At 62.8% G+C, this 26,651-nt stretch carries 32 protein-coding genes and 2 pseudogenes; 22 read left to right on the plus strand and 12 right to left on the minus strand.

Annotated features, from left to right (window positions below; translation table 11 throughout):
* Positions 1–28: 28 nt before the first annotated feature.
* Positions 29–625 (minus strand): sulfite oxidase-like oxidoreductase, encoded by a 597-nt coding sequence (locus LIW51_RS06630; RefSeq protein ID WP_227376416.1) that lies wholly within the window; start codon positions 623–625, stop codon positions 29–31.
* A 228-nt stretch (positions 626–853) separates the two neighbouring features.
* Here LIW51_RS06630 and LIW51_RS06635 point away from each other — a divergent pair, with 228 nt between their 5' ends.
* From LIW51_RS06635 to LIW51_RS06650, 4 genes are all read left to right on the plus strand, one after another.
* A complete protein-coding gene (locus LIW51_RS06635; RefSeq protein ID WP_368411776.1) occupies positions 854–1,099 on the plus strand; it encodes a hypothetical protein in 246 nt (81 codons plus the stop codon).
* A 179-nt stretch (positions 1,100–1,278) separates the two neighbouring features.
* Positions 1,279–1,494 carry a ribbon-helix-helix domain-containing protein gene (locus LIW51_RS06640; RefSeq protein WP_227376418.1) on the plus strand — a complete coding sequence of 72 codons (216 nt, stop codon included), beginning with the start codon at positions 1,279–1,281 and terminating at the stop codon, positions 1,492–1,494.
* 67 nt (positions 1,495–1,561) lie between these two features.
* Complete coding sequence (locus LIW51_RS06645) at positions 1,562–1,840, plus strand: UPF0058 family protein (protein WP_227376419.1); 279 nt, start codon at positions 1,562–1,564, stop codon at positions 1,838–1,840.
* Positions 1,841–1,907: 67 nt separating this feature from the next.
* Entirely contained in the window at positions 1,908–3,833 is a 1,926-nt protein-coding gene (locus LIW51_RS06650; protein ID WP_227376420.1) for a DUF7527 domain-containing protein, read from the plus strand.
* Here the strand turns inward: LIW51_RS06650 and LIW51_RS06655 are convergent.
* Entirely contained in the window at positions 3,830–4,135 is a 306-nt protein-coding gene (locus LIW51_RS06655; RefSeq protein WP_227376421.1) for a hypothetical protein, read from the minus strand. The two genes, LIW51_RS06650 and LIW51_RS06655, sit on opposite strands and share 4 nt — an antisense overlap.
* Positions 4,136–4,356: 221 nt before the next feature.
* A pseudogene (locus LIW51_RS06660) lies at positions 4,357–4,770 on the minus strand (EamA family transporter); the annotation flags it as partial.
* A 102-nt stretch (positions 4,771–4,872) separates the two neighbouring features.
* On the opposite strand from LIW51_RS06660, the gene LIW51_RS06665 reads away from it, so the two are divergent.
* From LIW51_RS06665 to LIW51_RS06700, 8 genes are all read left to right on the plus strand, one after another.
* The gene (locus tag LIW51_RS06665) at positions 4,873–5,058 is read left to right on the plus strand and encodes a methytransferase partner Trm112 (RefSeq protein WP_227376423.1); all 186 of its coding nucleotides are present in this window, start codon (positions 4,873–4,875) and stop codon (positions 5,056–5,058) included.
* Positions 5,059–5,090: 32 nt separating this feature from the next.
* On the plus strand, positions 5,091–5,642 hold the full coding sequence (locus LIW51_RS06670; RefSeq protein ID WP_227376424.1) for a DUF7524 family protein: 552 nt from the start codon (positions 5,091–5,093) through the stop codon (positions 5,640–5,642).
* A 55-nt stretch (positions 5,643–5,697) separates the two neighbouring features.
* Positions 5,698–6,192: a DUF7523 family protein gene (locus LIW51_RS06675; protein ID WP_227376425.1), complete on the plus strand. Its 495-nt coding sequence runs from the start codon at positions 5,698–5,700 to the stop codon at positions 6,190–6,192.
* 43 nt (positions 6,193–6,235) lie between these two features.
* On the plus strand, positions 6,236–7,723 hold the full coding sequence (gene cysS, locus LIW51_RS06680) for a cysteine--tRNA ligase (RefSeq protein ID WP_227376426.1): 1,488 nt from the start codon (positions 6,236–6,238) through the stop codon (positions 7,721–7,723).
* Between the two features lie 78 nt (positions 7,724–7,801).
* Positions 7,802–8,437: a DUF6517 family protein gene (locus LIW51_RS06685; RefSeq protein ID WP_227376427.1), complete on the plus strand. Its 636-nt coding sequence runs from the start codon at positions 7,802–7,804 to the stop codon at positions 8,435–8,437.
* Between the two features lie 40 nt (positions 8,438–8,477).
* Positions 8,478–8,648 (plus strand): hypothetical protein, encoded by a 171-nt coding sequence (locus tag LIW51_RS06690; protein WP_227376428.1) that lies wholly within the window; start codon positions 8,478–8,480, stop codon positions 8,646–8,648.
* A complete protein-coding gene (gene corA / locus LIW51_RS06695; protein ID WP_227376429.1) occupies positions 8,645–9,625 on the plus strand; it encodes a magnesium/cobalt transporter CorA in 981 nt (326 codons plus the stop codon). The genes LIW51_RS06690 and corA overlap by 4 nt, the downstream gene beginning before the upstream one ends.
* Before the next feature lie 287 nt (positions 9,626–9,912).
* Complete coding sequence (locus LIW51_RS06700) at positions 9,913–11,367, plus strand: MFS transporter (RefSeq protein WP_227376430.1); 1,455 nt, start codon at positions 9,913–9,915, stop codon at positions 11,365–11,367.
* Positions 11,368–11,501: 134 nt separating this feature from the next.
* Here LIW51_RS06700 and LIW51_RS06705 read toward each other — a convergent pair whose 3' ends face one another.
* From LIW51_RS06705 to LIW51_RS06715, 3 genes are all read right to left on the minus strand, one after another.
* Positions 11,502–12,068: a dihydrofolate reductase family protein gene (locus LIW51_RS06705; protein WP_227376431.1), complete on the minus strand. Its 567-nt coding sequence runs from the start codon at positions 12,066–12,068 to the stop codon at positions 11,502–11,504.
* 206 nt (positions 12,069–12,274) lie between these two features.
* The gene (gene nreA / locus LIW51_RS06710; RefSeq protein WP_227376432.1) at positions 12,275–13,534 is read right to left on the minus strand and encodes a DNA repair protein NreA; all 1,260 of its coding nucleotides are present in this window, start codon (positions 13,532–13,534) and stop codon (positions 12,275–12,277) included.
* Between the two features lie 184 nt (positions 13,535–13,718).
* Positions 13,719–14,684: a transcription initiation factor IIB gene (locus LIW51_RS06715; RefSeq protein ID WP_227376433.1), complete on the minus strand. Its 966-nt coding sequence runs from the start codon at positions 14,682–14,684 to the stop codon at positions 13,719–13,721.
* Positions 14,685–14,812: 128 nt separating this feature from the next.
* Between LIW51_RS06715 and rnhA the strand changes: the two genes are divergently transcribed.
* Positions 14,813–15,406 carry a ribonuclease HI gene (gene rnhA, locus LIW51_RS06720; protein WP_227376434.1) on the plus strand — a complete coding sequence of 198 codons (594 nt, stop codon included), beginning with the start codon at positions 14,813–14,815 and terminating at the stop codon, positions 15,404–15,406.
* On the plus strand, positions 15,399–15,944 hold the full coding sequence (locus LIW51_RS06725) for a DUF7108 family protein (RefSeq protein ID WP_227376435.1): 546 nt from the start codon (positions 15,399–15,401) through the stop codon (positions 15,942–15,944). The genes rnhA and LIW51_RS06725 overlap by 8 nt, the downstream gene beginning before the upstream one ends.
* Here the strand turns inward: LIW51_RS06725 and LIW51_RS06730 are convergent.
* The gene (locus tag LIW51_RS06730; RefSeq protein ID WP_227376436.1) at positions 15,925–16,281 is read right to left on the minus strand and encodes a PadR family transcriptional regulator; all 357 of its coding nucleotides are present in this window, start codon (positions 16,279–16,281) and stop codon (positions 15,925–15,927) included. The genes LIW51_RS06725 and LIW51_RS06730 overlap by 20 nt on opposite strands.
* Before the next feature lie 212 nt (positions 16,282–16,493).
* On the opposite strand from LIW51_RS06730, the gene LIW51_RS06735 reads away from it, so the two are divergent.
* A complete protein-coding gene (locus LIW51_RS06735) occupies positions 16,494–17,027 on the plus strand; it encodes an inorganic diphosphatase (RefSeq protein ID WP_227376437.1) in 534 nt (177 codons plus the stop codon).
* A 150-nt stretch (positions 17,028–17,177) separates the two neighbouring features.
* On the opposite strand, the gene LIW51_RS06740 is transcribed toward LIW51_RS06735, so the two are convergent.
* Positions 17,178–17,663: a hypothetical protein gene (locus LIW51_RS06740; RefSeq protein WP_227376438.1), complete on the minus strand. Its 486-nt coding sequence runs from the start codon at positions 17,661–17,663 to the stop codon at positions 17,178–17,180.
* A gap of 66 nt (positions 17,664–17,729) precedes the next feature.
* Here LIW51_RS06740 and LIW51_RS06745 point away from each other — a divergent pair, with 66 nt between their 5' ends.
* The 4 genes from LIW51_RS06745 (at position 17,730) to LIW51_RS06760 (ending at position 21,473) form a co-directional block, all read left to right on the plus strand.
* The gene (locus LIW51_RS06745) at positions 17,730–18,323 is read left to right on the plus strand and encodes a DHH family phosphoesterase (protein WP_227376439.1); all 594 of its coding nucleotides are present in this window, start codon (positions 17,730–17,732) and stop codon (positions 18,321–18,323) included.
* Positions 18,324–18,383: 60 nt separating this feature from the next.
* Positions 18,384–19,727 carry an alkaline phosphatase family protein gene (locus LIW51_RS06750; protein WP_227376440.1) on the plus strand — a complete coding sequence of 448 codons (1,344 nt, stop codon included), beginning with the start codon at positions 18,384–18,386 and terminating at the stop codon, positions 19,725–19,727.
* A gap of 17 nt (positions 19,728–19,744) precedes the next feature.
* Positions 19,745–20,554 (plus strand): GNAT family N-acetyltransferase, encoded by an 810-nt coding sequence (locus LIW51_RS06755; protein ID WP_227376441.1) that lies wholly within the window; start codon positions 19,745–19,747, stop codon positions 20,552–20,554.
* Positions 20,555–20,615: 61 nt separating this feature from the next.
* Positions 20,616–21,473, plus strand: a complete 858-nt coding sequence (locus tag LIW51_RS06760; RefSeq protein ID WP_227376442.1) for a DMT family transporter — start codon at positions 20,616–20,618, stop codon at positions 21,471–21,473.
* Positions 21,474–21,482: 9 nt separating this feature from the next.
* Here the strand turns inward: LIW51_RS06760 and LIW51_RS06765 are convergent, their stop codons facing one another.
* The 3 genes from LIW51_RS06765 to LIW51_RS06775 are packed head-to-tail and all read right to left on the minus strand — an operon-like array spanning position 21,483 to position 22,493.
* Positions 21,483–21,758, minus strand: coding sequence for a hypothetical protein (locus tag LIW51_RS06765; protein WP_227376443.1), 276 nt, complete (start codon positions 21,756–21,758; stop codon positions 21,483–21,485).
* Positions 21,759–21,763: 5 nt separating this feature from the next.
* Entirely contained in the window at positions 21,764–22,294 is a 531-nt protein-coding gene (locus LIW51_RS06770; RefSeq protein WP_227376444.1) for an SRPBCC family protein, read from the minus strand.
* Positions 22,287–22,493: a hypothetical protein gene (locus LIW51_RS06775; RefSeq protein WP_227376445.1), complete on the minus strand. Its 207-nt coding sequence runs from the start codon at positions 22,491–22,493 to the stop codon at positions 22,287–22,289. Before LIW51_RS06775 ends, LIW51_RS06770 begins: the two co-directional genes overlap by 8 nt.
* A gap of 44 nt (positions 22,494–22,537) precedes the next feature.
* Between LIW51_RS06775 and LIW51_RS06780 the strand changes: the two genes are divergently transcribed.
* Both LIW51_RS06780 and LIW51_RS06785 read left to right on the plus strand, forming a co-directional pair.
* Complete coding sequence (locus LIW51_RS06780) at positions 22,538–22,831, plus strand: C2H2-type zinc finger protein (RefSeq protein ID WP_227376446.1); 294 nt, start codon at positions 22,538–22,540, stop codon at positions 22,829–22,831.
* A gap of 157 nt (positions 22,832–22,988) precedes the next feature.
* Positions 22,989–23,735 (plus strand): NAD(P)/FAD-dependent oxidoreductase, encoded by a 747-nt coding sequence (locus tag LIW51_RS06785; protein WP_227376447.1) that lies wholly within the window; start codon positions 22,989–22,991, stop codon positions 23,733–23,735.
* A 529-nt stretch (positions 23,736–24,264) separates the two neighbouring features.
* Here LIW51_RS06785 and sugE read toward each other — a convergent pair.
* Positions 24,265–24,588, minus strand: a complete 324-nt coding sequence (gene sugE / locus LIW51_RS06790) for a quaternary ammonium compound efflux SMR transporter SugE (protein WP_227376448.1) — start codon at positions 24,586–24,588, stop codon at positions 24,265–24,267.
* Between the two features lie 126 nt (positions 24,589–24,714).
* Between sugE and LIW51_RS06795 the strand changes: the two are divergent.
* A pseudogene (locus tag LIW51_RS06795) lies at positions 24,715–26,625 on the plus strand (ABC transporter ATP-binding protein).
* Positions 26,626–26,651: the final 26 nt, after the last annotated feature.

A 26,651-nucleotide genomic window follows, 5' to 3' on the forward strand; every position in this document is an offset into this window, starting at 1 on the left:
TACAGTTCGGAAGCGATGACCCTTCAGCCTAACTATATCGCTCCTCGTTCCACGGGTTTGCGGTGTTGGAATAACCCCGTTTCTCCCAGTATCCCCGCTTCGGCTCCGTGAGAAATTTGACGCTGTTCACCCACTTCGCCCCTTTGTAGGCGTACTTGTGCGGCGTAACCACGCGAAGCGGCCCACCGTGTTCGGGCGGGAGCGGATCGCCGTCGTACGCCCACGCGAGGAGGACTTCGTCGCGCATACACTCGGAAAGCGGGAGATTCGTCGTGTAGTCGTCGAGGGCCGAGAACATGACGTGGACGGCCTCGTCTTTCACGCCCGCCCGTTCCGTGAAGGTCGGGAAGGTGACGCCCGTGAACTCGCAACCGAACTTACTCCAGCCGGTGACGCAGTGGAAATCCTGTCGCTGCGTCTCGCTCGGTAGGTCGCGGAACTCGTCCCACGATAGCGCGAGTTCGTTCTCGACCGCGCCCGTGACCGAAAACTCCCATGTCTCCGGATTCCAGTCGGGCGTTCCGCTCTTCGAGAGGACGGGAAATTTGCTCGTCTCGCGCTGTCCCGGCGGCAGTCGCTCGCCGTCGAACTCCCGATGGAGGTTCGTCACGTCCCTAACGCGCATGGTCGAACACTGGGGGCGGGGACACGTAGGGGTATCGACTGCGGCCGGAGACCCCGAGGGCGGTTGGCGATGCGTGAAACGACGTCTTACCGCCAAGTAATCGTCGTATCGCGCTCCATCGCAACTGCACTTGGGAGTAGCAACTGAATAACAAAGGACGGCGCCGACGCTATCGGTTGACGCATGTCCGAAACAGAGCAACGAATGAAAATGCGGGAGAGCCCGACGATGGGTGCGGCACAAGAGTCCACGACCGACATCGCGATACTTGCGTCTGCCGCGTCCGTCCTCCTCTCGTGGCACCAGTTCTTCCTCAGGGGGAACCGCCGGCGCGGCCTGTTCATCGGCCTCTGGCCGCCGACCATCCTCGCGTTCGCCAGCTACTTCAACCAAAAGCGGATGGAACAGCGCCTCGACTCACTGAAACCGAGCAGCATCATCGACTCGCTCGACCAGATGTTCGGTAACCGATGACGACCAACAGGTAACTTTCACTTTCTTCGGTGTCGAACCCGGTGACTCCTTCACGAATGTGAGCGGAGCGCCGATATTCTGAGAAATAAATTTTTGAAATGACGATTTCTTGTTCGTGACCGCCGTATTATCTACCCGTCAGACTTAAGAACACCCCTCTCGAAGCCTGCAACGTTCCAATGCCAAAGGTAGAGATCACCGTACCGGAGCACCTCGAAATGCAGATCGCCCAGTTGGTTGACCAAGGGGAGTTCGTCAACCGTGAAGAGGCCATCGAGGACTTGCTCGCCACCGGTCTCAAGGCATACAAGACGAGTGGACCGATGGACGACGAGCGCGAGCCGGGTCTCGAAGACGAGGGGATGATGGGGCACGAAGACGAGTACGTCTTCTAACGTTACTTCGTCCGTGTGCGAACCGTTCTCAGAAACCCTTAAACCGAATAGATACTAATCCGCGGACATGCACAAAGACGATCTTCTCGAACTTCACGAACAGATGGTGACCATCATGGAGTACTTCAGGGAGCAGGAGGACGTTCCCAACGACGCGTTCGACGCGTACGACCAACTTGACGTCGACCCGTCGCACGTCCACAAATCGAAAAGCGAGCACAAACACGCCGTCTTCGTGCTCGGCAACTCGCTGGCGACCGTGATGAGCGAAGACGAGTTCAGCGAGGCCGGTCGAATCGGCAAGCGCATGGAAGAACTCGCCGACGACGCCGAGGGCAAAATCTGAAGTTCGTCTGACGGACGTATTATGCCAAGCCGAAAGTATTTGAGGGGAATACCGTTTTGACGTAACTATGAATGCGCGCACGGACGAGAAGATAACCGAGTGGGATTCTCGCCCATTCTCCGGCGGCTTCGACGCACTCCGCGACCTCGCCGACGCCGAATTCTCCGGCGTCGTTCAGGCTGGCGGCGCACGGTTGTTCATGTTGAACGGTCGCGTCGTCGGCGTGTTCGGCGGCGAACTCGACGATTTCGAGAGTGCGGACGGAACCGTGTTCGAAGCCCCACACCCCTCCCTTCCGCTGTTGTTCAGCATGCGAGAGCGGGGCGGGAAGACGCAGGCGAAATACTACACCAACGACACGCCGCTCGCCGAGGCGAGCGACACGCTCGCGGGGAAGAACTTCACGGGCTACATCGAACTCAGCGAGAACGTCCTGAGCGGCGATTACTACGTCGTCTACCACGCAGGTCGGTCGATGAGCGTCGCCTACGTCGGCGAGAGCGAACAGCTCGTCAGCGGCGACGAGGCGTTCAAGCGCGCGAACGACGAGGTGGGAATCTACGAAGTCGTCGCCGCGGACGTGGACGTTATCGATATCCCGGAACCGGAGACCCCGGACGAGACGCCGGCGGCCGTGCCCGACCCTGAGCCGGAGGAGTTGGAGCCCGAATCGGAGTCCGAACCGGAACGACCGTCGGAACCCGAGCCGGAACGGCCACCGGAGTCGAAATCGGAACCGGAGACGACGACCGCCGAATCCTCAGAACCGACCGCGACGACGCCGGAGACGGAGCAGACGCCCCGTCAGCCCACGCAGGAGCCGACCCAACGCCCGCCTCGGCAGGCGGCCTCGGAGGCGAGCCAGCAATCGGGAGAACAGCCGACCGCTCCCGAAGCCGAGACGAACGAGGGCGCGTCCGACCCGCTCTCCGACGAGAAACAGTGGCGCGAGACGTCGACGATTCCGTCGCTCGACCCGGACAAGAGCAGCACGTCCAAGTCGCGCGAGTCGGGCGTCAAGCAGCGCCGGACGACGCGACGCCCGCCGCAGCAACAGTCGAAAGCTCGCGCCGCGTCGAAGCGAACGAAGGAACTCGAAACCGAACTGGCCTCGCGCGCGGAGCGGATGGAAGTGCTCCAAACAAAGCTGTCGGACGCGGAAGCGGAGCGCGACGAACTTCGGCAGGAACGCGACCGACTTCAGGGCGAGGTCGAACGGCTTCGGAACAAACTTGAAACGGTTCGAGAGAGCACCCCCGGCGCTGTCGCGGAACGACAGCTCACGCCCGAGCAGGCGTTCGCGGGGACGAACCTGTTCGTCCGCTACGGCTCGAAGGGGAAGGGAACGTTGACCGACGCGGCGGCGGGCGAAATCGACCGGGAGGCGGTCGAGTCAAACCTGAAACTCGAACACCACACGCAGTTCGAGTCCGACGGCATCGCGGTCGAGGGACGCGAGTACGAGGAGTTCCTCCGCGATTCGATGGAGTTCCAGTTCGTCTCGTGGCTGGTCACCGATCTGCTGTACGAGATCCTGGAGACGGGCCACCAGCGCGGGATGAAAGACCTCTTCGAGGCGATCCAGGAGATCGACCGGGCCGAACTCCACGGGGCGGTGAACGCGGCGAGCGAGGAGGGCGAGGAATGGGAGCTGTCGTTCGACGTTATCCTGCGCGATAGGATGGGCAACCCCCTCGTCGTGGCGAATATCAACGACTCGCGCGACCCGGCGACCGGCGAGATGATGGGATCGCTGGTGGACGCTTCGACCGACGTCGCCGCCGCGAACGACGAACTCAGCGCGGCGTTTCAGGTCACGAACAGCTTCTTCGAACCCGCCGCGCTGGAGACGACGGAGAACGCGACTAGCGGCGGGTTGCTGAGGCGGGAAAAAAGGGAGAGTTTCGTCAAGCTATCTCGCAAGCGTGGATACCATCTCTGTTTGGTCGAATCGCGCAACGGGCAGTTCTATCTGACCGTTCCAGAACTTTAGCTCTCGGCTTCGGGCTTCTCGCCGATCTTCATCGTGTCGAGTTTGTCCGTGATCTCGGTGAGTTTCTCGTCGAGTTCCGCGACGAACTCCTCGGTTCGATCGGTCGTTATCGCGCCTTGGTTGGAGGGCGAGATAAGATTCTCTTCTTCGAGGACGCGGAGGGAGTACCGAACTTTGTGGTGCGGGTATCCCGTCTCGTTCGACATCTTCACGATGCCGATGGGTTCGTTCTCGATGACCATTTTCAGGACCTGCAAATGGCGTTCTAGCATATCGACTTCCTTCTCAAGTCGGTCTATCATGGCATGTGTTAACTTGTCTTTGAACCTTTTAAAGATTGTTGTCGCGCCGCGAGGAGAACCGTCGGGAGTGGATTTCTAATGAGACAAGTTAACACTTGCGGCTCTTGCGCAACGGTGCCCACAGACGTGCTGATATTTGTGCAATTCGAACCGGATTGTGTGCTCGATCGTGCGTCTCGTCGCTCGTCGGAGCGCTCTCGCACCTCCTTTCCGTCTTCTTTCTCAACTGTCGTCAGATAGATGGCAAGCAACGTGAACCCGATTCCCGTGGCCTTCCGCGCCGTGAGCGGTTCGTCTAGAAACGCGATGCCGAGTATCGAACTCATGGCGATGAGCAGGCCGAAGATGGGGACGACGACGCTCACCGGGCCGGACGCCAGCGCGCGATAGTACGCGAGGATACCGACGGCGAGAAAGACGCCGGCGAGGTACATGTAGGGTGCTTTGTCGCTCGTGAGATACGGCACGATCTGCTCGCCTTCGTACACCGTAATGACGAGCGCCGCGACGACGAGCATCCCGTTCGCCACCAGCGCGGCCACGGTGTCCGGAATCTCCTGCGTGGCGATACTGACGAGCGGCGGCAATGCCGTGTAGCCGACGAGGGCGACGATAGCCCACCCGACGTAGTTCATGCGGGACGTTTTCGCGTCAGGGGTGAGAGGCGTTTCGAAAGCGGAAGGAAGCGAACCATCGAACCCGTCACGCTTTTGCCCCACCCCTCCGTCCACCCGGCCATGAAGAAATCCCTGATGGACATCCTCTGTTGTCCGCTGGACAAGCAGGAACTCGACCTCGACGTGCAACGGGAAGAGGACGGAGAAGTCCTGCAAGGAACGCTCACCTGCACGGAATGCGGCGAACGCTACCCCATCGAAGACGGCATTCCGAACCTCCTCCCGCCGGACATGCGGGAAGCCTGAACGTTTTTGTACTCTACAGCGAAGGGTGTACCGTGCCGAGGACGCTACCGATCCACATCAACCGCGACGGCCTTCACGACATCGAGGTAGCTCAGTCGTTCGAGGCCGACGACTCGTTCACCGTCGCGCTGGAAAATCACGGCGCGCCGGTTCACGCGTACGTCCACTTGGACGACGACCTCTCCCGGGTCGCGTCGCTGGAGGCGACGAATCACTATGTCGAAGACGGTTCGACGCGGAACGTGACCGTCACGGTTCACGACGCCCCCGCCAGCGGAAAACTTAAAATCGCCACGGGGTACGGTGCGGAGACCGCCTACGTGGACGTAGATGTCACGGAACCCGACGAGCGAAGCGACTCGGTTCAGGTCGACGAATCGCTCTCGAAGCCGAAGCGCCGTCCCGCCGACCCCGAACCGGAGCCGTCGGAGCTGACGAAGAACCTCCCACTACTCGTTCTCGGCGGACTCGCACTCGTTCTCGTGATCGGCGTCGGAGCCATCGTCGACGGCGTCGTCGCGGTGTTTGGCGCGCTGGTCGTGTTGGTCGGGCTGGGCGCGGCGGCGTATTTCCTCACTCGGTAGCTCCGTCACCCGATAATCGCATCGCTTTTTTGCGTTCTATGCGTGCTGGTCGGTAATGTCACTCGCAGCAGCGACCCGCGAGGCGGTTCGGCGACGACCGTTCCTCCACGCCGCGCTCCGTGCGGGCGTGGTGAACTACACCGCCGCCGCCCGGTATCTTGCGGACGAGGTCGGCGACGACACCGACGCTATTTCGACAGCGCTGAACCGGTTCGCCGACGAGATGCCCGACTACCGCACCGACGCGCGGGACGCTCGCGTTGCCATGCGAAGCGGACTCGGCGAGTCGGACGACGACCCACTGCTCGTCGTCGGCGACACCGGGTTCTCGCCCGATTCCGGGTCGCTCACGGCGGTCGTGGTGACGGGCGACGTGGACGCGGTGGCGCTCTCGCAAGCCATCGCGTGTCTCACCACGACGGGGGTCGACGTCGTCGCCGCCGCCGTCGCCGAATCGCTCGTCGTGGTCGTCGAGCGCCGCGACGGTGCGAACGCGGTGCGCGCGGTCGAAGACGCGCTCGATTCGGTGCCCGAACTCGGCGGACGGTGACGCTTCCGACGGTTTAAAACGGGTTCTGATACTACCCTTTCCCATGACACTCTCCGTAACGAACACGCTCACGGGGGAGCGGGAACCGTTCGAACCGAGCGACCCCGATTCCGTGCTCCTCTACTACTGCGGGCTGACCGTCTCGGACTACGCGCACCTCGGTCACGCGCGCGGCTGGGTGCACACGGACGTGATGCACCGGTGGCTGGAGCACATCGGCTACCACGTGCGCCATGTCGAGAACTTCACCGACGTGAACGAGAAAATCGCGGCGCGGGTCGGTGAAGACGACCTCGGCGAGGACGAGGGCGAGATCGCTCGCACCTTCATCACGCAGGTCATCCGCGACATGCGCGACCTGAACCTCCGACGGGCGGACGTGTATCCCCGGGTCAGCGAGCACGTCCCGGAGATAATCGGCCTCATCGAGACGTTGGTCGAGAAGGGGTACGCCTACGAGGCGAACGGCTCCGTCTACTTCGACGTGACGACGTTCGACGACTACGGCAAGCTCTCGAACCAGCGCGTCGAGGAGATGGAATCGCAGGGAGAAGAGGAGGAACGAAGCGACAAGCGCCACCCCGCCGACTTCGCGCTCTGGAAGGCGAACGGGGTGAGCGAAAGTACCATCGAAGAACACCGCGACCCGGACACCGACTACACGGTTTCGCACCCCTCCGGCCAGACGTGGGAGTCGCCGTGGAGCGAGGGACGACCAGGGTGGCACATCGAGTGCTCGGCGATGAGCATGAAACATCTCGGCGAGACCATCGACATTCATGTCGGCGGGCAAGACCTCGTCTTTCCCCATCACGAGAACGAGGTGGCCCAGAGCGAGGCGGCGACCGGTCACCGGTTCGCCCGCTACTGGCTCCACGTTCGCCTGCTCGAAACCGAGGGCGAGAAGATGAGTTCCAGCCTCCAGAACTTCTTCACCGTCAGGGATGCGGTGGCTGAACTCGGCGCGAACGCGGTTCGGATGTTCCTCCTCTCCACGTCGTACGCCAACCCCCAGACGTACAGCGACGAGACGGTGAGCGAGGCGGTCGACCGGTGGGAGCGACTTTCGGGGGGGTACGACCGCGCGGTGGAGGCGCTCGACAGTCCGGACGCCCGGACGAAAGTCGCGGACGACGACCTGTGCGGAGCGGTCGAGGACGCGCGCTCCGACTTCGAGAGCGCGATGAACGACGACTTCAACACCCGGCGCGCGCTGGCGGCCTTGCTCGACCTCGTGACCGCGGTCAACCGTCACGTCGACGACCACGAGGAGTACGACTACGAGGGACTCAGACGAGCGGTCGAGACGTTTGAAGAACTCGGCGGCGCGGTGCTCGGATTCACCCTCGGCGGCGAGACGGGCGGGGACGTACGACTCGCGGAAGACATGGTGGAACTCGTCCTCGACCTGCGCGAACGGGAGCGCGAGGCGGGCAACTACGAGCGCGCCGACGCCCTTCGTGACGAGTTGCAGGCACTCGGCGTCGACGTACAGGACACCGACTCCGGCCCGTCGTTCAAACTCCCGTAGCGGGTTCGAATCGTCGATCAAATTTCGATTTTCGGAGTCGTCGGGTTTATACTGGATGGTTGTGTACGGATGTCCCATATGGCGCGCAAACTACTCGCTGGCACGCTTCTGGCGGTTCTCGTCCTCACGAGCGGCTGTCTCGGTTTCATTCTCGGGGACTCCCTCGCCTTCAGCGCGAACAAGGCGACGGTCGGGAACGAGGCGCTCTCGAACGCGGGATACGAGAAGGCGAGCGTCGAAAAGAAGTCCGTGAAACGAACATTCGAGGCGGCCGGACAGTCTCGCAAGGTCGAGGTGACGAACTGGATCGCCCAGTACGAGAAGTCGGTCGGCGTGGCAGGCATCGCGGAGGGGACGGTGTCGAAGTTCGTGGTGCTCAGCAGTCCGAAGGTCGAGGTCGCGGGGAAGACGTTCAACCCGCTGAAGAAGTACAGCGACCGAAAACTGGTCGAGAGGTTCGTCTCCGGCTACGCGAACGTCGACAACCCCGAAAAGACCGGCTCGAAGGAAGTGACGATGCTCGGCACGAAGACCGAGGTGTCGGAGTTCACCACGACCGCGAAGTCGAACGGCGCGACGGTCGAGGTGTCCATCCACGTCACGAAAGTCCAACACGGCGACGATATCGTGGTTGCGATGGCGGTCTATCCGAAGAAGATAGACGAGTCGGAGAGCGTCTATCGGCTCATCGAAGGCATCGAACACGAGAAGTGATCAGGTAACGTTTTTTCTCCCCTCTCCGGCAACGGATACCATGAACCGCACCCTCGCCTTCGGTCTCGCGCTGACGATTCTCGGACTGGTAGGCTATCTGCTCGGGGTGGTCGCACCGTATCCCGGTCGGGCGTTCTCGATAACCGGTGTCATGGTCGGCATCACGCTCGTCGCTATCGGAAACACGACACCGCCGGAGGAACCGCGATGACGGTCGAAGCGCTCGCATTTTCGGACGAAGCCGTCGAAACGTTCCCCGATATGGAGACCGCCCGAGCGGAACCGGGAAGCGTGTGGGTTCGGGCAACCGAAGCGACGCCCGTTGAACTCGAACGGGTCGCCGAGGAGTTCGGCATCCACCACCTCTCGGTCGAGGATATCCGCAACGGCGTCAGACCGAAAACCGAGGAGTTCGACGGCTACACCTTCGTCATGCTCAAAACGGCCAGTTTGGTCCGCGGCGACACGACGTTTCAAGGGGAGATTCAGGTCGAATCGGTCGGCCTGTTCGTCGGCGAGGACTGGCTCGTCACGCTCTCGGAACACGACATCGACGCCGTCGAGCGTATCTGGCGGACCGCGCTCGACGGCGACCGGCGCATCCTCGGACGGGGTGCGGATTTCACCGCCTACCGCATCTGCGACGGAATCGTGGACGGCTACTTCGGCGTCCTCGACCGGATAGAAGACCGAATCGAAGCGGTGGAGGACGCCGTCATCACGGAGACGGACATCGAGACGCTCGAGTCGATAAACAGTGTTCGGCGGGAACTGCTCTCGTTCCGCAAACTCGCGTGGCCGACGCGCGAGGCGGTGGGCTACCTCGCCCGCGGCGACCCTGAGGAGGTGCGCCCGGACACAGAGAAGTACTTCCGCGACGTGTACGACCACCTCGTCCAGCTCGTCGACCTGACCGAGACGTACCGCGACTTGGCGAGCGGCGCGCGCGACATCTACCTGAACTCGCTCTCGGTCTCGACCAACGAGGTGATGAAGAAGCTCACCGTGGTCGCCACCATCGTCCTCCCCCTGACCTTCGTCGTCGGCCTATACGGGATGAACTTCGGGGATAGTCCGTACAACATGCCGGAGTTCGGCTGGACGTACAGCTATCCAGCCGTGATGTTGGGGATGTTGCTCGTGACCGTGATTCTGGTCGTCTACTTCCGGCAGGAAGACTGGTTGTGACGCTCGGAGCGTTTTCGTTCCGCGAACGCGAATTTCCCCGTCCTTCACTCGGGCCGTCGCTCGTAGCAGAGCCGTTCGCTCTTTCCGTCGTTTGCCGTCACTGCCGACCCCACCGGCAGTTGGTAATGCGGTGACCCTCACGAACGGGTGTGGTTCACACCCACGGTAGACTTATCATGGAACCAGCAGAACGCCGGTACATGTCGAACGCGGCGTGACACTCCGAACGTAGCCCCACCGACGCGGCACTGCGCAGCGCCGGGTGCGGTTCCCAGCGCTTTCCCGCGGTGACCAGCGTTGCGACCGTCATCCCATCCGTCACGCCACATGTTCCGACGATCCACTCGCAGTTCCGACCGACAGCACCGTTCCGCGCGCACCCCGCACCGACGAGGGCGACCCGTCCATCGATTCCCCGGCCGCACCGTCCGCCAACGTCGCTCCCGGAGGTGGTCGCGGTGAACGATCTCCGTCGGGCGGTGCTAACCTACTACGCCTACCGCTGCATCAGCGCAATCGGCTTCATCGGGCCGTTCCTGAACGTGTTCCTCGTTAGTCGCGGAGTGACGTTCACGGATTTAGCACTCGGCGGGTCGACGATGGCCACGGTTGTCGTCCTCGGCGAGGTTCCCAGCGGCTACGTCGGCGACCGTCTCGGTCGTCGGAGAAGCCTCTTGCTCAGCCAGACGCTATTCGCGGTCGGCATCTCCTCGTGGGCGTTCGTGCGCTCGACGTCCGCCGTCGTGAGCGTCTTCGTCGTTTTCGGACTCGCCAGCGCCTTCCAGTCCGGTAGCACCGAGGCGTGGCTCTACGACGTCCTCGATGAAGCCGACGAGGCGGGGCGGTACACCGAAATCGAGAGCCGTGGCTCGGCACTACTCCTGTGGGTTACTGCGACGACGATGGTCGCCGGCGGATTTCTCTACGTCTTCGAACCGCTGGCTCCGTTCGCCTGTGCGGCCGCGCTCAGTTGGTTCGGCGTCGGCATCGTCGCGTCGCTCCCCACGAACGCTCGGTATCGAGGGGTTGGAACCGACGAGGACGGCGACGATACGCCCCTCGGCCCGCGTCGTGCACTCGCCGTGATTCGCCGCTTCCTCGGTCGTCCCGACCTCCGCGTCGTCATCGGCGTCGTGGCGGTCTTCGTCGGGGCCTTGTCCGCCGCGGGCGACTACCTGCAACCCGTGGTCGTCCGCATCCTGCCCCGAACTACCGCAACGGTCGCGGGCGTGCCACTTCCGGAGTTCGTCGTCCTCGATTGCCTCTACGCGACGTTCACCGCGCTGTCGGCCTTCGCCGTCGACCGGGCCGACGCCCTCCGCGGTTCGCTCGGGTCGACCGCCGCGTTGCTCGTGTTGGTCGGTATCGGCGGGACCGCGATGCTGGTGCCTCTCGTCGGAACGTGGCTGCTCGGTGGGTCCCTCGCCGTGGCCGCGACGCTCGCAGCTATCGTCGGTTTCCGGACCTGTGGCGACGTCATCCGTCCGATTCACAGCGCCTATCTGAACGACCACGCGGACTCCATCGGCCGGGCGACGACGCTCAGCGCCGTCGCCTTCGTCGATGCCATCGTTCGGATTCCATTCCTGCTGGTCGGCGGACGGGTCGCGGACGCGACGACGCCGGCGTCGGCGCTCGCGCTCGTCGGCGTCGTTCCGCTTGGCGTCGCACTCGGTATCACCGTCTCGAAACGGCCACTCGTAGCTGGAGTATCGTCGAAAGCGGCATCCGACGACCGATAGAGTCTGTGCGTTATTTTTGACCGATAGGCGTGGAAGATCGACGCTCTTCGTCATACGAACGGACTGCGAGTGATGAGCGCAAGGTGCGTATCTTGCACTGAGACCCATCACGAATCTACTGTGTCTACATCCGCTTAGTTGACGGCGCGAAACACGAGATACGTGATATCCGGGTGACCGGCCCACGGGGTCTCGATCACCCGCGTCTGCTCGAGTTCGATCAGTTCGCTGCTGATGTCCTCGAACAACCGGAGTCCCTCACAGAGCAACAGCGGTACCAAGGCGATGTGGAACTCGTCGAAAAGTCCTGCTCGGATGTACTGCTGTGTGACGTTCGCACCGCCCCCCACCGTGACGTCTCTTTCGCCCGCAGCGAATTTCGCCAACTTGATGGCGCGTTCGAGTCCGTCGGTGACGAACTCGATAGTCAGTCCACCTTCTGAGTGCCCTTTGGCCACCTCGTCCGGCGGGTGATGAGTCAGGACGAAGATCGGTACTTGGTACTCGTACCCCGTGAAATCCCCTGCTGCCATGTCGTAGGATCCACTGCCCATCACGACAGCCCCGGTCGATTCGATGAATTCCTGAATGATTTCGTTGTCGTCGAACTCGGTGAGGTCGGGGTATAGCGGGGTCGCGCCGCCACTCCGGTCGGCGACGACCCCGTCCAGCGACATCGTCATGCCAATGATTACTGACATGTGGATCTCTTACTAATGGCCTGCCGAATTCACGCTCTGCATTTATTGGTAGTTGCAGAAACGTTACCGCTTAGCGAAACCGCGTTACCGACTACCGTTATACAAAGATGGCCAGTACAAATCAGTAGATAACAGTACAATTCGGTACGATCAGTGTATTCCGGTACAAGTCCGTTGACGACCTTTTCACGATGCCAAAATCCAGCCTACCGCTCGAAATCGAACAGGTTCGCCTGCACGCCGGAGACCATCTCCGATTTCCGGCGGAGCCGGTTCATCGAGATCGGAAGCTCCGGCGCGATGTTCCGAACCGCGGCGTGGAACGACTCCAATTCGCCGAACTCCCCGTCGAAGGCGTTTCGAACGCTCTCGCGCACCTGCCAGACGCCGACGGGGGCCCAGTAGTCGTCGCTCACCTCGCGCAGGACGAGGGCTTTCGCCTGCCGGCCGACGTCTTCCAAATGTTCTAGCACGCCGAGTCGGGAGGCGTAGTACGCCCCCGACGTCTCCTCGACGTACTGCGTTCTGCCCTCGAATCCCTCGTGAGCGCTCCCCATCCAGATATCGTCGTCGCGGGAGGGGTTCCAGATGCTCCCCGGCGCTTTCATCTCCACGAGTTCGAACTCCCATTGCCCCGGCGCGAGGACGACCCAGTAGCGGTTACCCATGTACTCGTTCACCCAGACCTGCGTCTCATCGATACTCGGCGCGTCGCGGATGCGCCCGCGGAGATACTGGCCGATGGTGTCGTCCACCGCCGTTATCGACCAACGTGTCGGGACGAGCTTTCGGTTCCGCCCCCGTCCCAGCGCGCCCGCCGAGAGGATGGTGTTGATGTCGTACACGTCGAACCCCCGGCGGTAGAGGTAGGTCATCGCGCCCTGTGCCTGCCAGTCGTCGTCCTCCAGCGTCTTCTTGACGGGGCGGGGGACGTGCGGATTCTCCGCCAACGTCGCCGAATCCGCGCGGGCGGTGGGGCCGGTTGGGGTGGCGATATCGTCCACGCTCACGTCCAGATCGAGTCGCTCCGAGAGGCCGATCTCCACGTCAACCGGGCGGTCGGCGATGGCGATCTCGCGCTGGACGCCGACGAAGCCGTCCCACACGTCGTCCACGTTCACCTTCGCGGAGCGATTCGAGTTCAGCAGGCCGGTTCGGTACTGGAGCACATTGTCGATGTCGAGTCCGCGCCGGTACCAGTCACCGCTGGTGGCGAACTCCGACGCGCGCTCTTCCTCGCCGACCGGCGAGAGGATACCGGTCGAGACGTTGGGGTACGACGACCGCCCGACGAACACCGAGGGCGACGTGCTTCCGAACAGCGAGTCGCCCTGCGCCACCTCCGAGAATCGCTCCTCGAAATCGTCCACGTAGTCCAGAATCTCGTAGGACTTCTCCTCGGCGAGGCGGCGACGGCGCTCCTCCTCGTCCGGTCGCAGGTCGTCGATGTACTCGTCCAACCGCATTCGCTCGCTCTAGGGTCGCGGATGGCTTGAACGTTCGGTCGTCCCGCGATTACGGTCGGGGTGATTCACCGCGGACGACGTCCCGGAACGACCCGTCGAAGCGACTCGCCGAAGACGATTCGCGGCGGGGGTGACCGCGATAGCGGAGACTCGGCGGGCGGGGCGATAAAAAAAGGTGTGAGCCCTAGCTGTGGATTCCCATCGCTTCGATCTGCTCTTGATAGCGGTTGCGGATGGTGACTTCGGTTACTTGGGCGACGTCGGCGACTTCGCGCTGGGTCTTCTTCTCGTTGCAGAGAAGCGACGCGGCGTAGATCGCGGCGGCGGCGTAGCCCGTCGGCGACTTGCCCGAGAGCAACCCTTCTTCCGCAGTCGTCTCGATGATGTCGTTCGCCTTCGACTGGACTTCTTCGCTGAGTTCGAGTTCGGAACAGAACCGAGGAACGTACTTCTTCGGGTCGACGGGTTTCATCTCCAGGCCGAGTTCCTGTGAGATGTACCGATACGTCCGGCCGATCTCCTTTCGCTCGACGCGAGATACCTCGGAAATCTCTTCGAGGCTCCGCGGAATCCCCTCCTTTCGGCAAGCGGCGTAGAGCGCGCTCGTCGCGACGCCTTCGATGGAGCGCCCGCGAATCAGATCTTCCTTGAGCGCCCGGCGGTAGATGACCGAGGCGACCTCGCGGACGGAGCGCGGAACGCCGAGCGCGGACGCCATCCGGTCGATCTCCGAGAGGGCGAACTGCAGGTTGCGCTCGCCCGCGTCCTTCGTTCGGATGCGCTCTTGCCACTTGCGCAGTCGGTGCATCTGACTGCGCTTTTTGGAAGAAATAGATCGACCGTAGGCGTCTTTGTCCTTCCAGTCGATGGTCGTCGTCAGCCCCTTATCGTGCATCGTCTGCGTCGTGGGTGCGCCCACGCGGGACTTTTGCTGGCGTTCCTGATGGTTGAAGGCACGCCACTCCGGGCCGGGGTCGATCTGCTCCTCCTCGACGACCAACCCACAGTCGTCACAGATTAGTTCGGAACGGTCGGTACTCTTGACCAGATTATCAGATTCGCACTCAGGACAAGTTCGCTCTCCCTCTTGTTCGTTCGCCGTATGCTCCCCTTCAAGTTGGCGCTCCCGCTGGCGAGTGGACCGTGTCATCGCACTTTTATAGTAGTAGCTTCGAAGCACTTAAACCCTTGGACAAAAGTTACATATATCTGACAGTCGGGGGCACACACGCCAGACGTACCGGAACCTGTTTACTCGCACACAGACGAGTGCCGACAATGCCAGTCATCGAGTGTGACGTGGACGAGGCGCGCGAGGCGCTCGCCAACGCCGGGGTCATCGTCTCGGAGGGAAAGACCGAATACGAACACTGGCGAGCGAAGCGCGGCGACGCCGTCGCCATCGCCTACGACGACAAGGTCGTCGTTCAAGGTGCGAACCCGCAGGATATCGAGGCGCTGCTCAGCGACGCGGGCGGTCACGCATACGTCTACTTCGACGGGGGGAGTCACGGGAACCCCGGCCCGGCCGCCACCGGCTGGGTCATCGTCACCAGCGACGGTATCGCCGCGGAAGGCGGCGAGCGAATCGGACGCGCCACGAACAACCAGGCCGAGTACGAGGCGCTCGTCCAAGCGCTCGAAGCCGCCCGCGACTACGGATTCGATACCGTGGACGTGAAGGGCGACTCCCAACTCGTCGTCAAGCAGGTGACCGGCGCGTGGAAGACGAATGACCCCAAACTGCGGGAAAAGCGGGTTCGAGTGCGGGAACTGCTCGACGGGTTCGATACGTGGTCGCTCAAGCACGTTCCGCGAGAGGTAAACGAGCGCGCCGATAAACTGGTAAACGAGGCGTTAGACGATGGCTGAACTGCCCGACCATACGATTTCGGAAACGGAGCGACTGACGCACCTCGCGCACGACGCCGAGGGCGACGAAGCAGAGACGTACCGAGCGGAGCGCAAGCGACTGCTCGCCGAACACGACTTCACCGCGCGCGTCCGCGAGGACGACGCGCGAACCGTCCTCGTCCTCCACCCCGCGGAGTGGGTCGAAGATGGCGCGATTCAGGTCGGACGAATCGAAGACACTGATCGCGCCGTCGAGATTCCGCTTGACGGTCCTGGCGACCCGGACGACTGGGACGAGATAGACGAACACAATCGGGCCGTCGCACGAGCAGTGCGCGAGGCTCACGGCGAGGTACACGGTGCGAACGCCGAAGCGTTCGCCGACTTCATGAGCAACCACTACGCACGGCCCGTCGAATCGGCGACCGACGCCGAAGTCGCCGAGTTCCGCACCGACTACTTCCGACGAAACGCGTGGCCAACTGACGCTCAGAAAGAGGTCGTCGAAAAATCGGTCGAACTCGTTTTCAAGTCGGTTACGAGTGCTTCTCGATGAGCGAGCGAACCTGTTCCGCGCGCTCGTCGTTCGTGACGAACTTCGAGAGCGACCACGCCAGCGAGTCCTCGACGGCGTCTAGCCCGTCCTGCGTCAGGCCGTACTCGTTGGTGCGCTTGTCCAACTCGCTCTTCTCGACCAACCCGCGCTCGACCAGCGTGTCGAGGTTGGGGTACAGGCGGCCGTGGTTTACTTCCGCGTCGTAGAAGTCCTCTAGTTCGCGCTTGATAGCGAGGCCGTACATCGGCTCTTTGGTGAGGACGACGAGGATGTTCCGCTGAAACGCGGTGAGGTCGCGGGCGGTACTGCTTTCGGTGAGTGTTTGTGCCTCTGACATTGGCTTTGACACGACGAGATATGTAATCGAGATATTTAACCCTTCTCAAGTTTCTTGGTGTTTCTCTCCGCTTTCGTCCGATTTTATCACCGAGTGGTCACTCTCGACGGCGGCGGTGTGTCCCTCCGGATGGGCCGAGCGAGTGAGTAACGGGCGGTTTGCGTCGATGCCGAAAGGACTTTTTGGTCTTCCCGTCGATTCGCAGACGACCCATGACGAATCTCTGGGAAGACCTCGAAACTGGGCCGAACGCTCCCGAGGAAATCTACGCAGTCGTCGAGTGTCTCAAAGGCGACCGGAACAAGTACGAGTACGACAAGGACATCCCCGGCGTCATGCTCGACCGGGTGCTCCACAGCAACGTCCACTATCCGGGAGACTACGGCTTCATCCCGCGGTCGTACTACGACGACGAAGACCCCTTCGACGTGCTTGTCCTCGTCGAGGATTCGACGTTCCCCGGCTGCGTCATCGAAGTACGTCCCGTCGGACTCATGAAGATGGACGACGACGGCGAGCAGGACGACAAGGTCATCGCCGTCCCCATCGAAGACCCGCGCTTCGACCACATCGAGGACGTGGACGACATCACGCAGCAGACGAAAGACGAGATAGACGAGTTCTTCGCCACCTACAAGAACCTCGAAGCGGGCAAGGAGGTCGAGACGCAGGGCTGGGAGGACAGAGAGGCCGCGTTGGACGCCATCGAACACGCACAGGAGCTGTACGAGGAATACTTCGGATAGTAGTTATTTGGGAGATACTATCTCCCGATTCGAATATCGGGAAATTTTTCGAAGCTCCTTCTCGACCGCTAGCGTGGCGTGAATCGGACGAGAAATGAACTCGCTGTCGAAACTTATATTATATTTGTTATAGGCATTTACCCGAATTATTTACGATAGCACGGAGCTATGCGATAGCAACGCCCTCCAGTTTGCACCTCGAAAACGCACCGGTCGTGCTTGCCACGCTCGCGCTCGTTCTCTCCAGCGGCGGCGTTCTCTACGCAGTCCAACTTCGTCCTGCGACGCGGTGCCGACCGGTCGCCCATCGACTCGCACCGCGAGACGGTGGCCGGCCAGAACCGCGTCGCCCTCGTCGTCCCCGAGAGCGCGAGCATCGACTCGCTCGCGGCGGCGGTGGGCGTCCAAGCCCTCTGCAAGGATTGGGGCGTCGCGGGCCGCATCGCCGCGGAGGGAGAGGTGACGGACGAGGACAGCAAAGCGTTTTGCAACATCTTCGACGTTGACCTGACGGTGATCGGCGAGAGGGGCGGCTGACTCCCCGACTGCGACGCCGCAATCGCCATCGGCGGCGGCGGCGGCGGTGCGGTTCCGCGCCTCTCGAACAACCCGCCGGTCGTCGGCGTCGTCCGACATCGACCGACCGCCGAAGAGAACATCCTGACCATCACGCGCACGGACGACGGTGCAACCTCGACCGTGGTGACCGACTTCGTCCGCGACGCGGGTCTCGTCCCCGACCAGCGCGTGACGACGGCGCTCCTCTACGGAGTTCGCGCCGGAACGCGGGAGTTTCGCCGGGCCAACGGCGTCAACGACTACGACGTCGCCGGGTTCCTGCACGCATATGCCGACCTCGGGCGTATCGAAGCGTTGCGCTCGCCGGGCGTCAGCGGCGACACCTTCGACGTGCTCCGAGACGCCATCGCCAACCGGGAGCGCCGGGCGAGTTTCGCCGTGTCGAACGTCGGGACGGTTTCGTCGGTCAGTGCGCTGGAGGAGTCCGCGGACTCGCTACTCCGACTGGAAGGCGTCTCGACGGCGGCGGTGTTCGGACTATACGAGGAGACCATCGTCATCTCCTGTCGGGCAGAGGACGTTCGCACCAGCGCCGTGAACATCCTCGACGGGGCGTTCGACGCGAGCGAAACGACGGGCGGGAACGCGGACGCAGCGACCGCGCGCGTCCCGCTCGGTATCTTCGCGCAGGTCGATAGTCGACACGCCGCGACGCTGGATTCGCTCATCGACGCGAGCACCCGGAAGGCGTTGTTCACTGCGTTCGAGAGCTCGTAGGTTCGACAGTCTGTAGCATGGAAACGAAGGTTCTTGTAGTCGCCTGTGGTAGGGCGGCGTATGGGTCTCTTCGATAGGCTCCGTGGAGGCGACGACCCCCGGGTAGCCTTCTTCGGCATCGACGGCGTGCCGTATAGCTTTCTCAAGGATAACGCCTCGGAGTTCCCGAACATCGCGTCGCTGGCGAGCGAGGGGAGCGCAGGGGCGATAGATAGCATCGTACCGCCGGAGTCCTCGGCTTGCTGGCCGTCCCTCACGACGGGCGTCAACCCCGGCGAGACGGGTGTCTACGGCTTCCAAGACCGCGAGGTCGGCTCGTACGATACCTACGTTCCGATGGGTCGGGACGTGCAGGCGACGCGCATCTGGGACCGCGTGACCGATGCGGGTCGAAACGCGACGGTGATGAACGTCCCCGTTACGTTCCCGCCCCAGCGCAACGTCCAGCGCATGGTCTCGGGATTCCTCTCGCCCGGCGTGGACAAGGCGGCGTACCCCGACGAACTGAGGGACTACCTGCAGTCCACCGATTACCGCATCGACACAAACGCGAAGCTCGGACACGAGGAGGACAAATCGGAGTTCCTCGAAAACGCCCACGCGACGCTCGACGCGCGCTACGAGGCGTTCCGTCACTACGTCGACCAGGACGATTGGGATCTGTTCTTCGGCGTGTTCATGACCACCGACCGGGTCAATCACTTCCTCTTCAAGCATTACGAGGAGGACGGCGATTACAAAGAGGAGTTCATCCAGTTCTACAAGAAGGTAGACGAGTACCTCGGAAAGCTCCGGGACGCGCTGGCCGAGGACGTGACGATGATCGTCGCAAGCGACCACGGGTTCACCGGCCTCGACTACGAGGTGCACTTCAACCAGTGGCTCGCGGACGAGGGCTGGCTCTCCTACCAGGACGACGACCACGAGGAACTCGGCGACATCGCCGACGACACCGCGGCGTACTCGCTCATCCCGGGGCGGTTCTACATCAACCTCGAAGGGCGCGAACCGCGCGGAAGCGTTCCGCAGGGCGAGTACGAGGAGAAGCGCGCTGAACTCAAAGGCATGCTCGAAAATCTCGAAGGGCCGAACGGGAAGAAGGTGTGCGCTCGCGTGGTCGAGAAGGAGGAGGCCTTCCGCGGCGACCACGAGGACATCGCGCCAGACCTCGTCGCCATCCCGAATCACGGCTTCGACCTCAAGGCGGGGTTCAAGGGCCACGAGGACGTGTTTGGCGTCGGCCCGCGAAACGGGATGCACAGCTTCGACAACGCGTCGCTGTTCGTGGACGCCGACGTGACCATCGGTGAGGGCGTCGACCTGTTCGACATCGCGCCGACCATCCTCGACCTGATGGAGGTCGACTACCCCGCGAGCGAACTCGACGGGCGTAGTTTGGTCTGAGCGGGAACCTTCACTTTTTGCCGGTCGATGCGCGAGCGACGATACTTCCACAGTCCATCGTCCCGCACCTCTATCACAGTGGACGGGAAGGTACGACCGAGGTCGAAAACGTGACGCTCACGACTCGAACGCTCGCAGCCCTCACTTCGTACTGGACGAAACGCCTCGGCGTCGAGAACGGTGCGTTCGACCGGTCTAACGTGACCATCGGCGGGGCTGACGAAGGTGGTGTCGAGTTGTTTCGTCGCGCCGAAACGCTCGTCGTCGGTGCTCCGGAATCGCTGGTCGACCCGCTCTCTCAGCGTGCAGACGGCTTGGAGGCGTCCGACATCGCCGACGAGAGTGCGCTCCGAGAGTGGTTCGAGACGTTCGGAACCGTAACGCGAGTGCTCGGCCCGACGTTCTACGGATACGCGGACGAGGAATCGTTCGCGCCGGTCGCGTCCGACGCTCGAATACTAACGTCCGCCGACGAACCGGCCCACGACCGATTTCGCGCGGCGATTTCCGACGAGGAGTGGGAACGAGCCGGGGCGAGATTTTCACCCGGCGAGACGGTCGGACTGTTCGTCGACGACGACCTCGTCGCAACCGCGGGCTACGAAGTGTGGGACGACTTCATCGCGCACGTCGGCGTCGTTACGCATCCGAACCATCGGAACGAGGGGAACGGTCGCGCCGTGGTCTCCCGGGTGACCGAACGAGCGCTCGGGGAGGGGCTCCTCCCGCAGTACCGGACGGCGGACGAGTGGCCGTGGTCGGTTGCGCTGGCCCGCGAACTCGGTTTCGAGCGGTTTGCGACGGCGGTGCTGGTGTGCATCGAGTGACACTGCCCTACGAGCCGAACAAACACACGTATTTACCGCAGAACTACGAACCGCCGGACGAATGACTGATCGGGTCGGAATTGCGCTGGTGGTCGTCTCAGCGGTGGGTTTCGGCACCCTCGGTATCTTCGGCAAGCTCGCGGCGGATGTGGGGCTGTCGATACCGACCGTCCTCCTCTTTCGATTCGTTCTCGCCACTGCACTCGTCTGGGCGGGCCTCGCGGCGCGCGGGCGCCTCCGCCGATTTTCCGGGCGCGATCTGCTTGTCGGTCTCAGCCTCGGTGCGCTCGGCTACGCCGTGATGAGCGGGCTGTACTTCTGGGGGCTGTCGTTCATGACCGCCGGACTCGTCGGTATTCTGCTCTACACCTACCCCGTTTTTGTCGTCGCGCTCTCCGCGCTCTTGTTGGGAGAGCGCGTGACCCGTCGAACCGGCGCGGCGCTCGTCCTCGCGCTGACCGGGGTCGCGCTCATTACGGGCGGCGACCCGGCGGGCGCCGACCTTCGCGGCATCGTCATCGTCCTCGGAGCCGCCGTGGTGTACGCGAGCTACATAACCGCGAGCAGGGTCGCGCTGGACGCCGTGCCTGCCGACCAACTCACCGCGCACGTACTCCCGGCGGCGGCCTGCGCGTACTTCGTCTTCGGTTCGACGACGGGAACGATCTCGGTTCCGAGGACGCTCTTCGAGTGGGCCGTCATCGCCGGTATCGCCGTACTCGCCACCGCGCTACCCATCTTCACCTTCTTCGCGGGATTGGGGAGAATCGCCGCGAGTCGAGCGAGCATCGTCAGCACCGTCGAACCCGTCGTCACGCTCCTGCTCGGTGCGGCCATCCTCGCCGAACCCGTCACGCCCGTGACGGTCGTGGGCGGCGGGTTGGTGCTCGCGGGCGTGTTGCTCGTGCAGGTCGAGTGACCGGAAAACTTATTCTATGAACTGATACGAATCAACGCGGACGATGATGATCCCATTTCGTCGGATGACCCGACTCGCAACCGCGCGTTCGCAGGAGCGCTGACGCTGGCAGAACTCCTCCTCGTCGGCTACGCGATTTCGACACATCTCCCGATCGCCGGGCAAGCACGCTGTGACGGCTGTGCGCCGTTTCACCCCCTCTTCGTCGTCGCACCCTTCGCGGTCGGCGTCGCCCTGCTCCCCGTCGGTGGCTATCTCCTCCGCCGGTAGATAGACCGAGTCCACGGCCCTCAGACCGAATCCGGTTTGTCGTGAACGACGAGGTTTACGTCGCGCTTTTCGCCTTCCAAGTCCGCGACGATTCGCGCGACGACGGTCTCGGCTTCCTTCAGCACCAGCGGTTTCACCTTGTTCACGACCCAGCCGAGCGAGACGAACATCGGTAGGTCGAGCATCCCGGAGTCCGCCGAGTCCGCGTCGAAGTTGATGGAGAGCCACACCCGTGAGGCGGTCTCTTTCCCCTCCGGTGCCTCTTCCGGCACTTCTTCGACCCGCCAGTGACCGTGCGCGCGGATGTCCTTGGTTATCCTCCAGTCGATGCGCTCCGGCGGGGTGAGTTCGGTCACCTCGGAGTGGACGGTGTACCGTATCTTCCACCATTCAAGGTGGATGTCGTACTCCGTCCCCGGCCCGCCCTCACCCCGTCGCGTGACGCGGTTCAGGTGTTTCGAGTAGTCGGCGTAGCCTGGAAAGTCGATGAGGAATTTGTAGGCCTCCTCCGGCGGCACGTGAACGACGGTGCTGAGTTCGACGCTATCCACGCAATCCAGTTCCGGGCGACTGAAAGTAAGCATTCCGGCACGAGAGGGACGAGGGACTCGCTGCGGTCTTCCTGTTCGGAAGAAGGGCCGCTCGACCTACGGTGTCCGTGATTCGAAGTTCGCTCTCCCTGCCGTCTCGGTCGGTTCGAACCGCGTCCGGAACGCCGCTCGTAGTCGATGACGTGACGCGAGGTTGCATTAGCCGGTAGAACCTTTTCAATGCTTCCGCGAAAAACAAGCGATATGGTAACCGAATCAAAAGAAGCGGAGTTCTCGTGCGAACAGTGCGACGAAACGTTCGAGCGGAGAGAGCAGTTGAACGAGCACATGGAGGAAGTTCACGGAATCACCCCCGACGAAAAAAGCGAAGAGTCCGTGGCGGCGGGTTCCGACGCGAGCGCGGCGACCGGTTCGATAACCGAGGAAACGAACGACTCGCCGTCAGCGGCGGAGCCGTCCGAGGCTGCCGGCCCGTCCGTCAACGATGCCGATGTTCGTCCAGAAGCGGACGATACGTCAGACGAAGACGATTCTTGAAACCCCTGGACGGCACTCGGTGGAGAGTCGTCCTCGGGCTGTTCGATAGGCACGGCGGAACGAATCGGCCGCGAGTGAAACTCCGCTCCAACCACCGTCTTTCCCGAACCGCCGCCAACACCAGCACTTTATACCACCCTACCCGCTATCTCCGACCATGACACGCTACGACGTACTCATCGTCGGCGGTGGCGTCGCCGGACTCTCGGCGGGCATCTTCACCGCCCGCGCAGACCTCGACACGCTGGTCGTGAACGACGGCGTCTCCATCCTCCACCGAAACGCGATTCTGGAGAACTTCCCCGGCTTCCCCGCCGGAATCGACTCGCGACTGTACTGTCTGATGCTCGAAGAGCAAGCCGAACGCGCTGGGTGCGCGCGACTCGACGCCCGCGTCTCGGACGTGAGCCGCGCGGACGAGAACGGCGAAAGCGACGGATTCGCGGTCGATACCGATGAGGAGACCGTCGAAGCGGACCGAGTCGTCGCCGCATCGTGGTCGGACTCCGCCTACCTCGACGGACTCGGTCTCGACTTCGAGCAGTCCGGGAGCAAGCAGTTCGTCTCGGTGGACGACGCGGGCAGAACCGCCGTCGAGGGTCTCTACGCCGCCGGTCGCCTCGCGGAGCAGTACCACCAAGCCATCGTCTCGGCTGGCCACGGTTCGCAGGTCGGACTGACCGTGGTGGAGGACGCAGACCCGGAGTTCTACCACGATTGGGTCACCCCGGAGGGCTACTTCACGAACCGCGACCGCGAGGTTCCAGTCGGCTGCGAGGAGATTTCGGAGGAAGAGCGCCAACGCCGGGCGCGCCGGGCGCACGACCGACTTCGGACGTATCTCGAGGAGTGGGAGGACGAGCGTCCGGTGCCGCATCCGAGTTTCGTGGAGAAGATGAACTGAGTTCCTAAGCGTAGTGGTTTGAGGAGCAGCAAGTAGCGGTGTTGGAGTAAAGTTGTTATCGAAAGCCCCGCTCGTTCGCGGCACCGGAAGACGGTCCTGCTCGGTCGCAGGCTCCCTGCGCAGGCGTGCGACTTCCGTGATCACACTCACATCCGTTCGCGTGACTCGCTCTGTGACCCCTCTCGGCGAGGCGCGCTTTGTGCGTCGAGTCGAGAGGGGTCACAGAGACGACCACGGAAACGCGACCGGGCGGTCCCTTTCAGTCCCACCCCGCTACCGCAACCGCGACAACCACAGCAACAGGCCACACCCTTTCCAACCGACTGCGCGTGGTTCGAGAGAGCGAAGCTCTCTCATCATCACGAAAATCTTCGATTTTCGAACGGCTTCGCTCCTTCGTCGCTCGATGTCTGGCGGTGGCGTCTCGGACGACCGCGTCCTCGCCGCCACGCCAGCGCGCGCCGAGGTGGTTCGTTCCCTATCGAGGTGGTTCGTCCTTCATCGACTGTCCCCCATCGGCTTTTCCGACTCAGTGCCCGCCGGAGGAGAGGTGCAGGCCGACGATGCCGACGACGATGAGACCGATGCAGCCCACGCGGAGCAGGTCGGTGGGTTCGTCGAAGATCACGACGCCGAGCGTCGCGGTTCCGACCGCGCCGATACCCGTCCAGACCGCGTAGGCGGTTCCGACCGGAAGCGTCTCGATGGCCTTCGCCAGCAGCACCATGCTAACGACGAGGGCGACGACCGTCGCCGCAGAGGGCCAGAACTTCGACAGGCCGTCCGAGTACTCCAGTCCGACGGCCCACGCGATTTCGAACAGACCGGCGACGACGAGAATCTTCCACGACATCGCTCCTTTCTCGGGAGGGCGAGACACTATGCCTTCCGTTTCCTGCCTCGTCCCGTCCCAGTCGCCCGTTTCCTACCCTGCCGAAATCCAAGTATCTTTATCAATATGCTCTGAAGCATCTACGAAATGAGCGACGGCGAGGTAGACCCGGAGGAGTTGGGGGAGGGGGTAGAGCGGCCGATGTATCGACTCTTCACCGAGTACGGCCGCGACCACTACCACTGGTTCGCGCTCGAACTGCTGACGAGCATGGCGACCAGATTTCTCGCGCTCGTCCCGCCCGTGGTGCTCGGCGTCGCCCTGGACGCCGTGTTCGAGGACAAGCAACCGTACTCGCTTCCCCTCGTTCCCGATGCGTGGATTCCGGAGACGACGATGGGGCAGTTCTGGTTCTCCGCCGAACTCATGGGGGTGGCCATGGTGCTCGCCGCTATCTGAAACTTCGCGCGCGTCGAGCCTGAACCTCTTCTCCCACCGGGTGAAACACGAGGTTCGGACGGCCATCTACCAGTGGATGCAGCGGCTCGACATGGCGTTCTTCGACGACCACAAGACCGGCGAGCTGATGAGCATCCTCAACAACGACACGAACCGCCTCGAACTGTTCCTCGACAACATGATGGGGAGCGCCATCCAGCTCCTCGTCTTCGTCGTCGGAATCGGTGCGGTACTGTTCTGGCGCAACCCCCAGTTGGCGGTCGTCACGCTCTCGATAGTGCCCGTCGTGGCGCTGTTCACGTGGTGGTTCATGCGGCGAGTCGAAGCGTTCTACGCCGACATCCGGTCGTCGGTCGGGGATTTGAACACGTGACTGGAGAACAACCTCGCCGGGGTCGAGGTCATCAAGACCGCCGGAACCGAGTCCTTCGAGGACGAGCGCGTGAGGGAGGCGTTCTACGAGTACTTCCGACGCGACTGGCGCGCGCTCCGGATGAACTTCATCTACCGCCCCGGAATGCAACTGCTCACTTCCATCGCCTTCGCCGCCACCTTCGTCGTGGGCGGTATCTGGCTCTTGACCGATCGCTCGCCGCTGTGGTTCACCAGAACCGTCACCGCCGGCGACTTGGTCATCTTCCTGATACTCACCCAGCGGATGGTCGAACCGCTGACCCAGATGAGCGAGATCGTCGACAGGTACGAGGACGCGAAAGCGTCGGCGCGGCGCATCTTCGGTCTCATGTCGATTCTGGCGGGTATCACGAGCGGTTCGGACCTGGTCGAACTCGACGCCGTCGACGGGCGAGGGGAGTACGACCATGTCGATTACGTCTACGACGACGGCGAGCAGGTGCTCTCGGACGTGACGTTCACCGCCGACCCCGGCGAAACCGTCGGACTCGTCGGGCCGACCGGAGCCGGAAAATCGACCATCTGCAAACTCCTTCCGCGCCTCTACGACGTGACGGGGGGCGAGATTCGAATCGACGGCCACGACGTGCGGGACGTGACGGTCGAGAGCCTGCGGGAGCACGTCGGACAGGAAACCTTCCTGTTCGACGGGACGGTGCGCGAAAACATCGTGTACGGGGCGTTCGACGCGAGCGACGAGCAGTCGGGGACGCCGCGAAGGCCGCCGAGGCCCACGAGTTCGTCACCAACCTACCCGAGGGGGACGAGACGCGGGTCGGCGAGCGCGGTGTGAAACTCTCGGGCGGCCAGCGCCAGCGCATCTCCATCGCGCGGACGATCCTGGCGGACCCGGAGCTCCTCGTGCTGGACGAGGCGACGAGCGCGGTGGACACCGAGGCGGAGATGCTCATCCAGCGCAACTTAGACCGCCTCACCGAAGACCGCACGACGTTCATCATCGCCCACCGTTTCTCGACGGTGGAGGGAGCGGACACCATCCTCTCGGTCGAAGACGGGGAGATCGTCGAACGCGGCACCCATGAAGAACTGCTCGACGGCGACGGCCTGTACGCCGACCTCTGGCGCGTGCAGGTGGGTGAGATCGACACGCTCTCGGAGGAGTTCGTCGAGGATGCGGCCCGCCGGGCGAGTACGAGTCGGGCGAGCCACGGGTCGAACCCGTGACTTTTTATCGGATTCCGCACCCAATA

The organism is Haladaptatus halobius (genome assembly GCF_020618475.1).
Lineage (GTDB): Archaea > Halobacteriota > Halobacteria > Halobacteriales > Haladaptataceae > Haladaptatus > Haladaptatus halobius.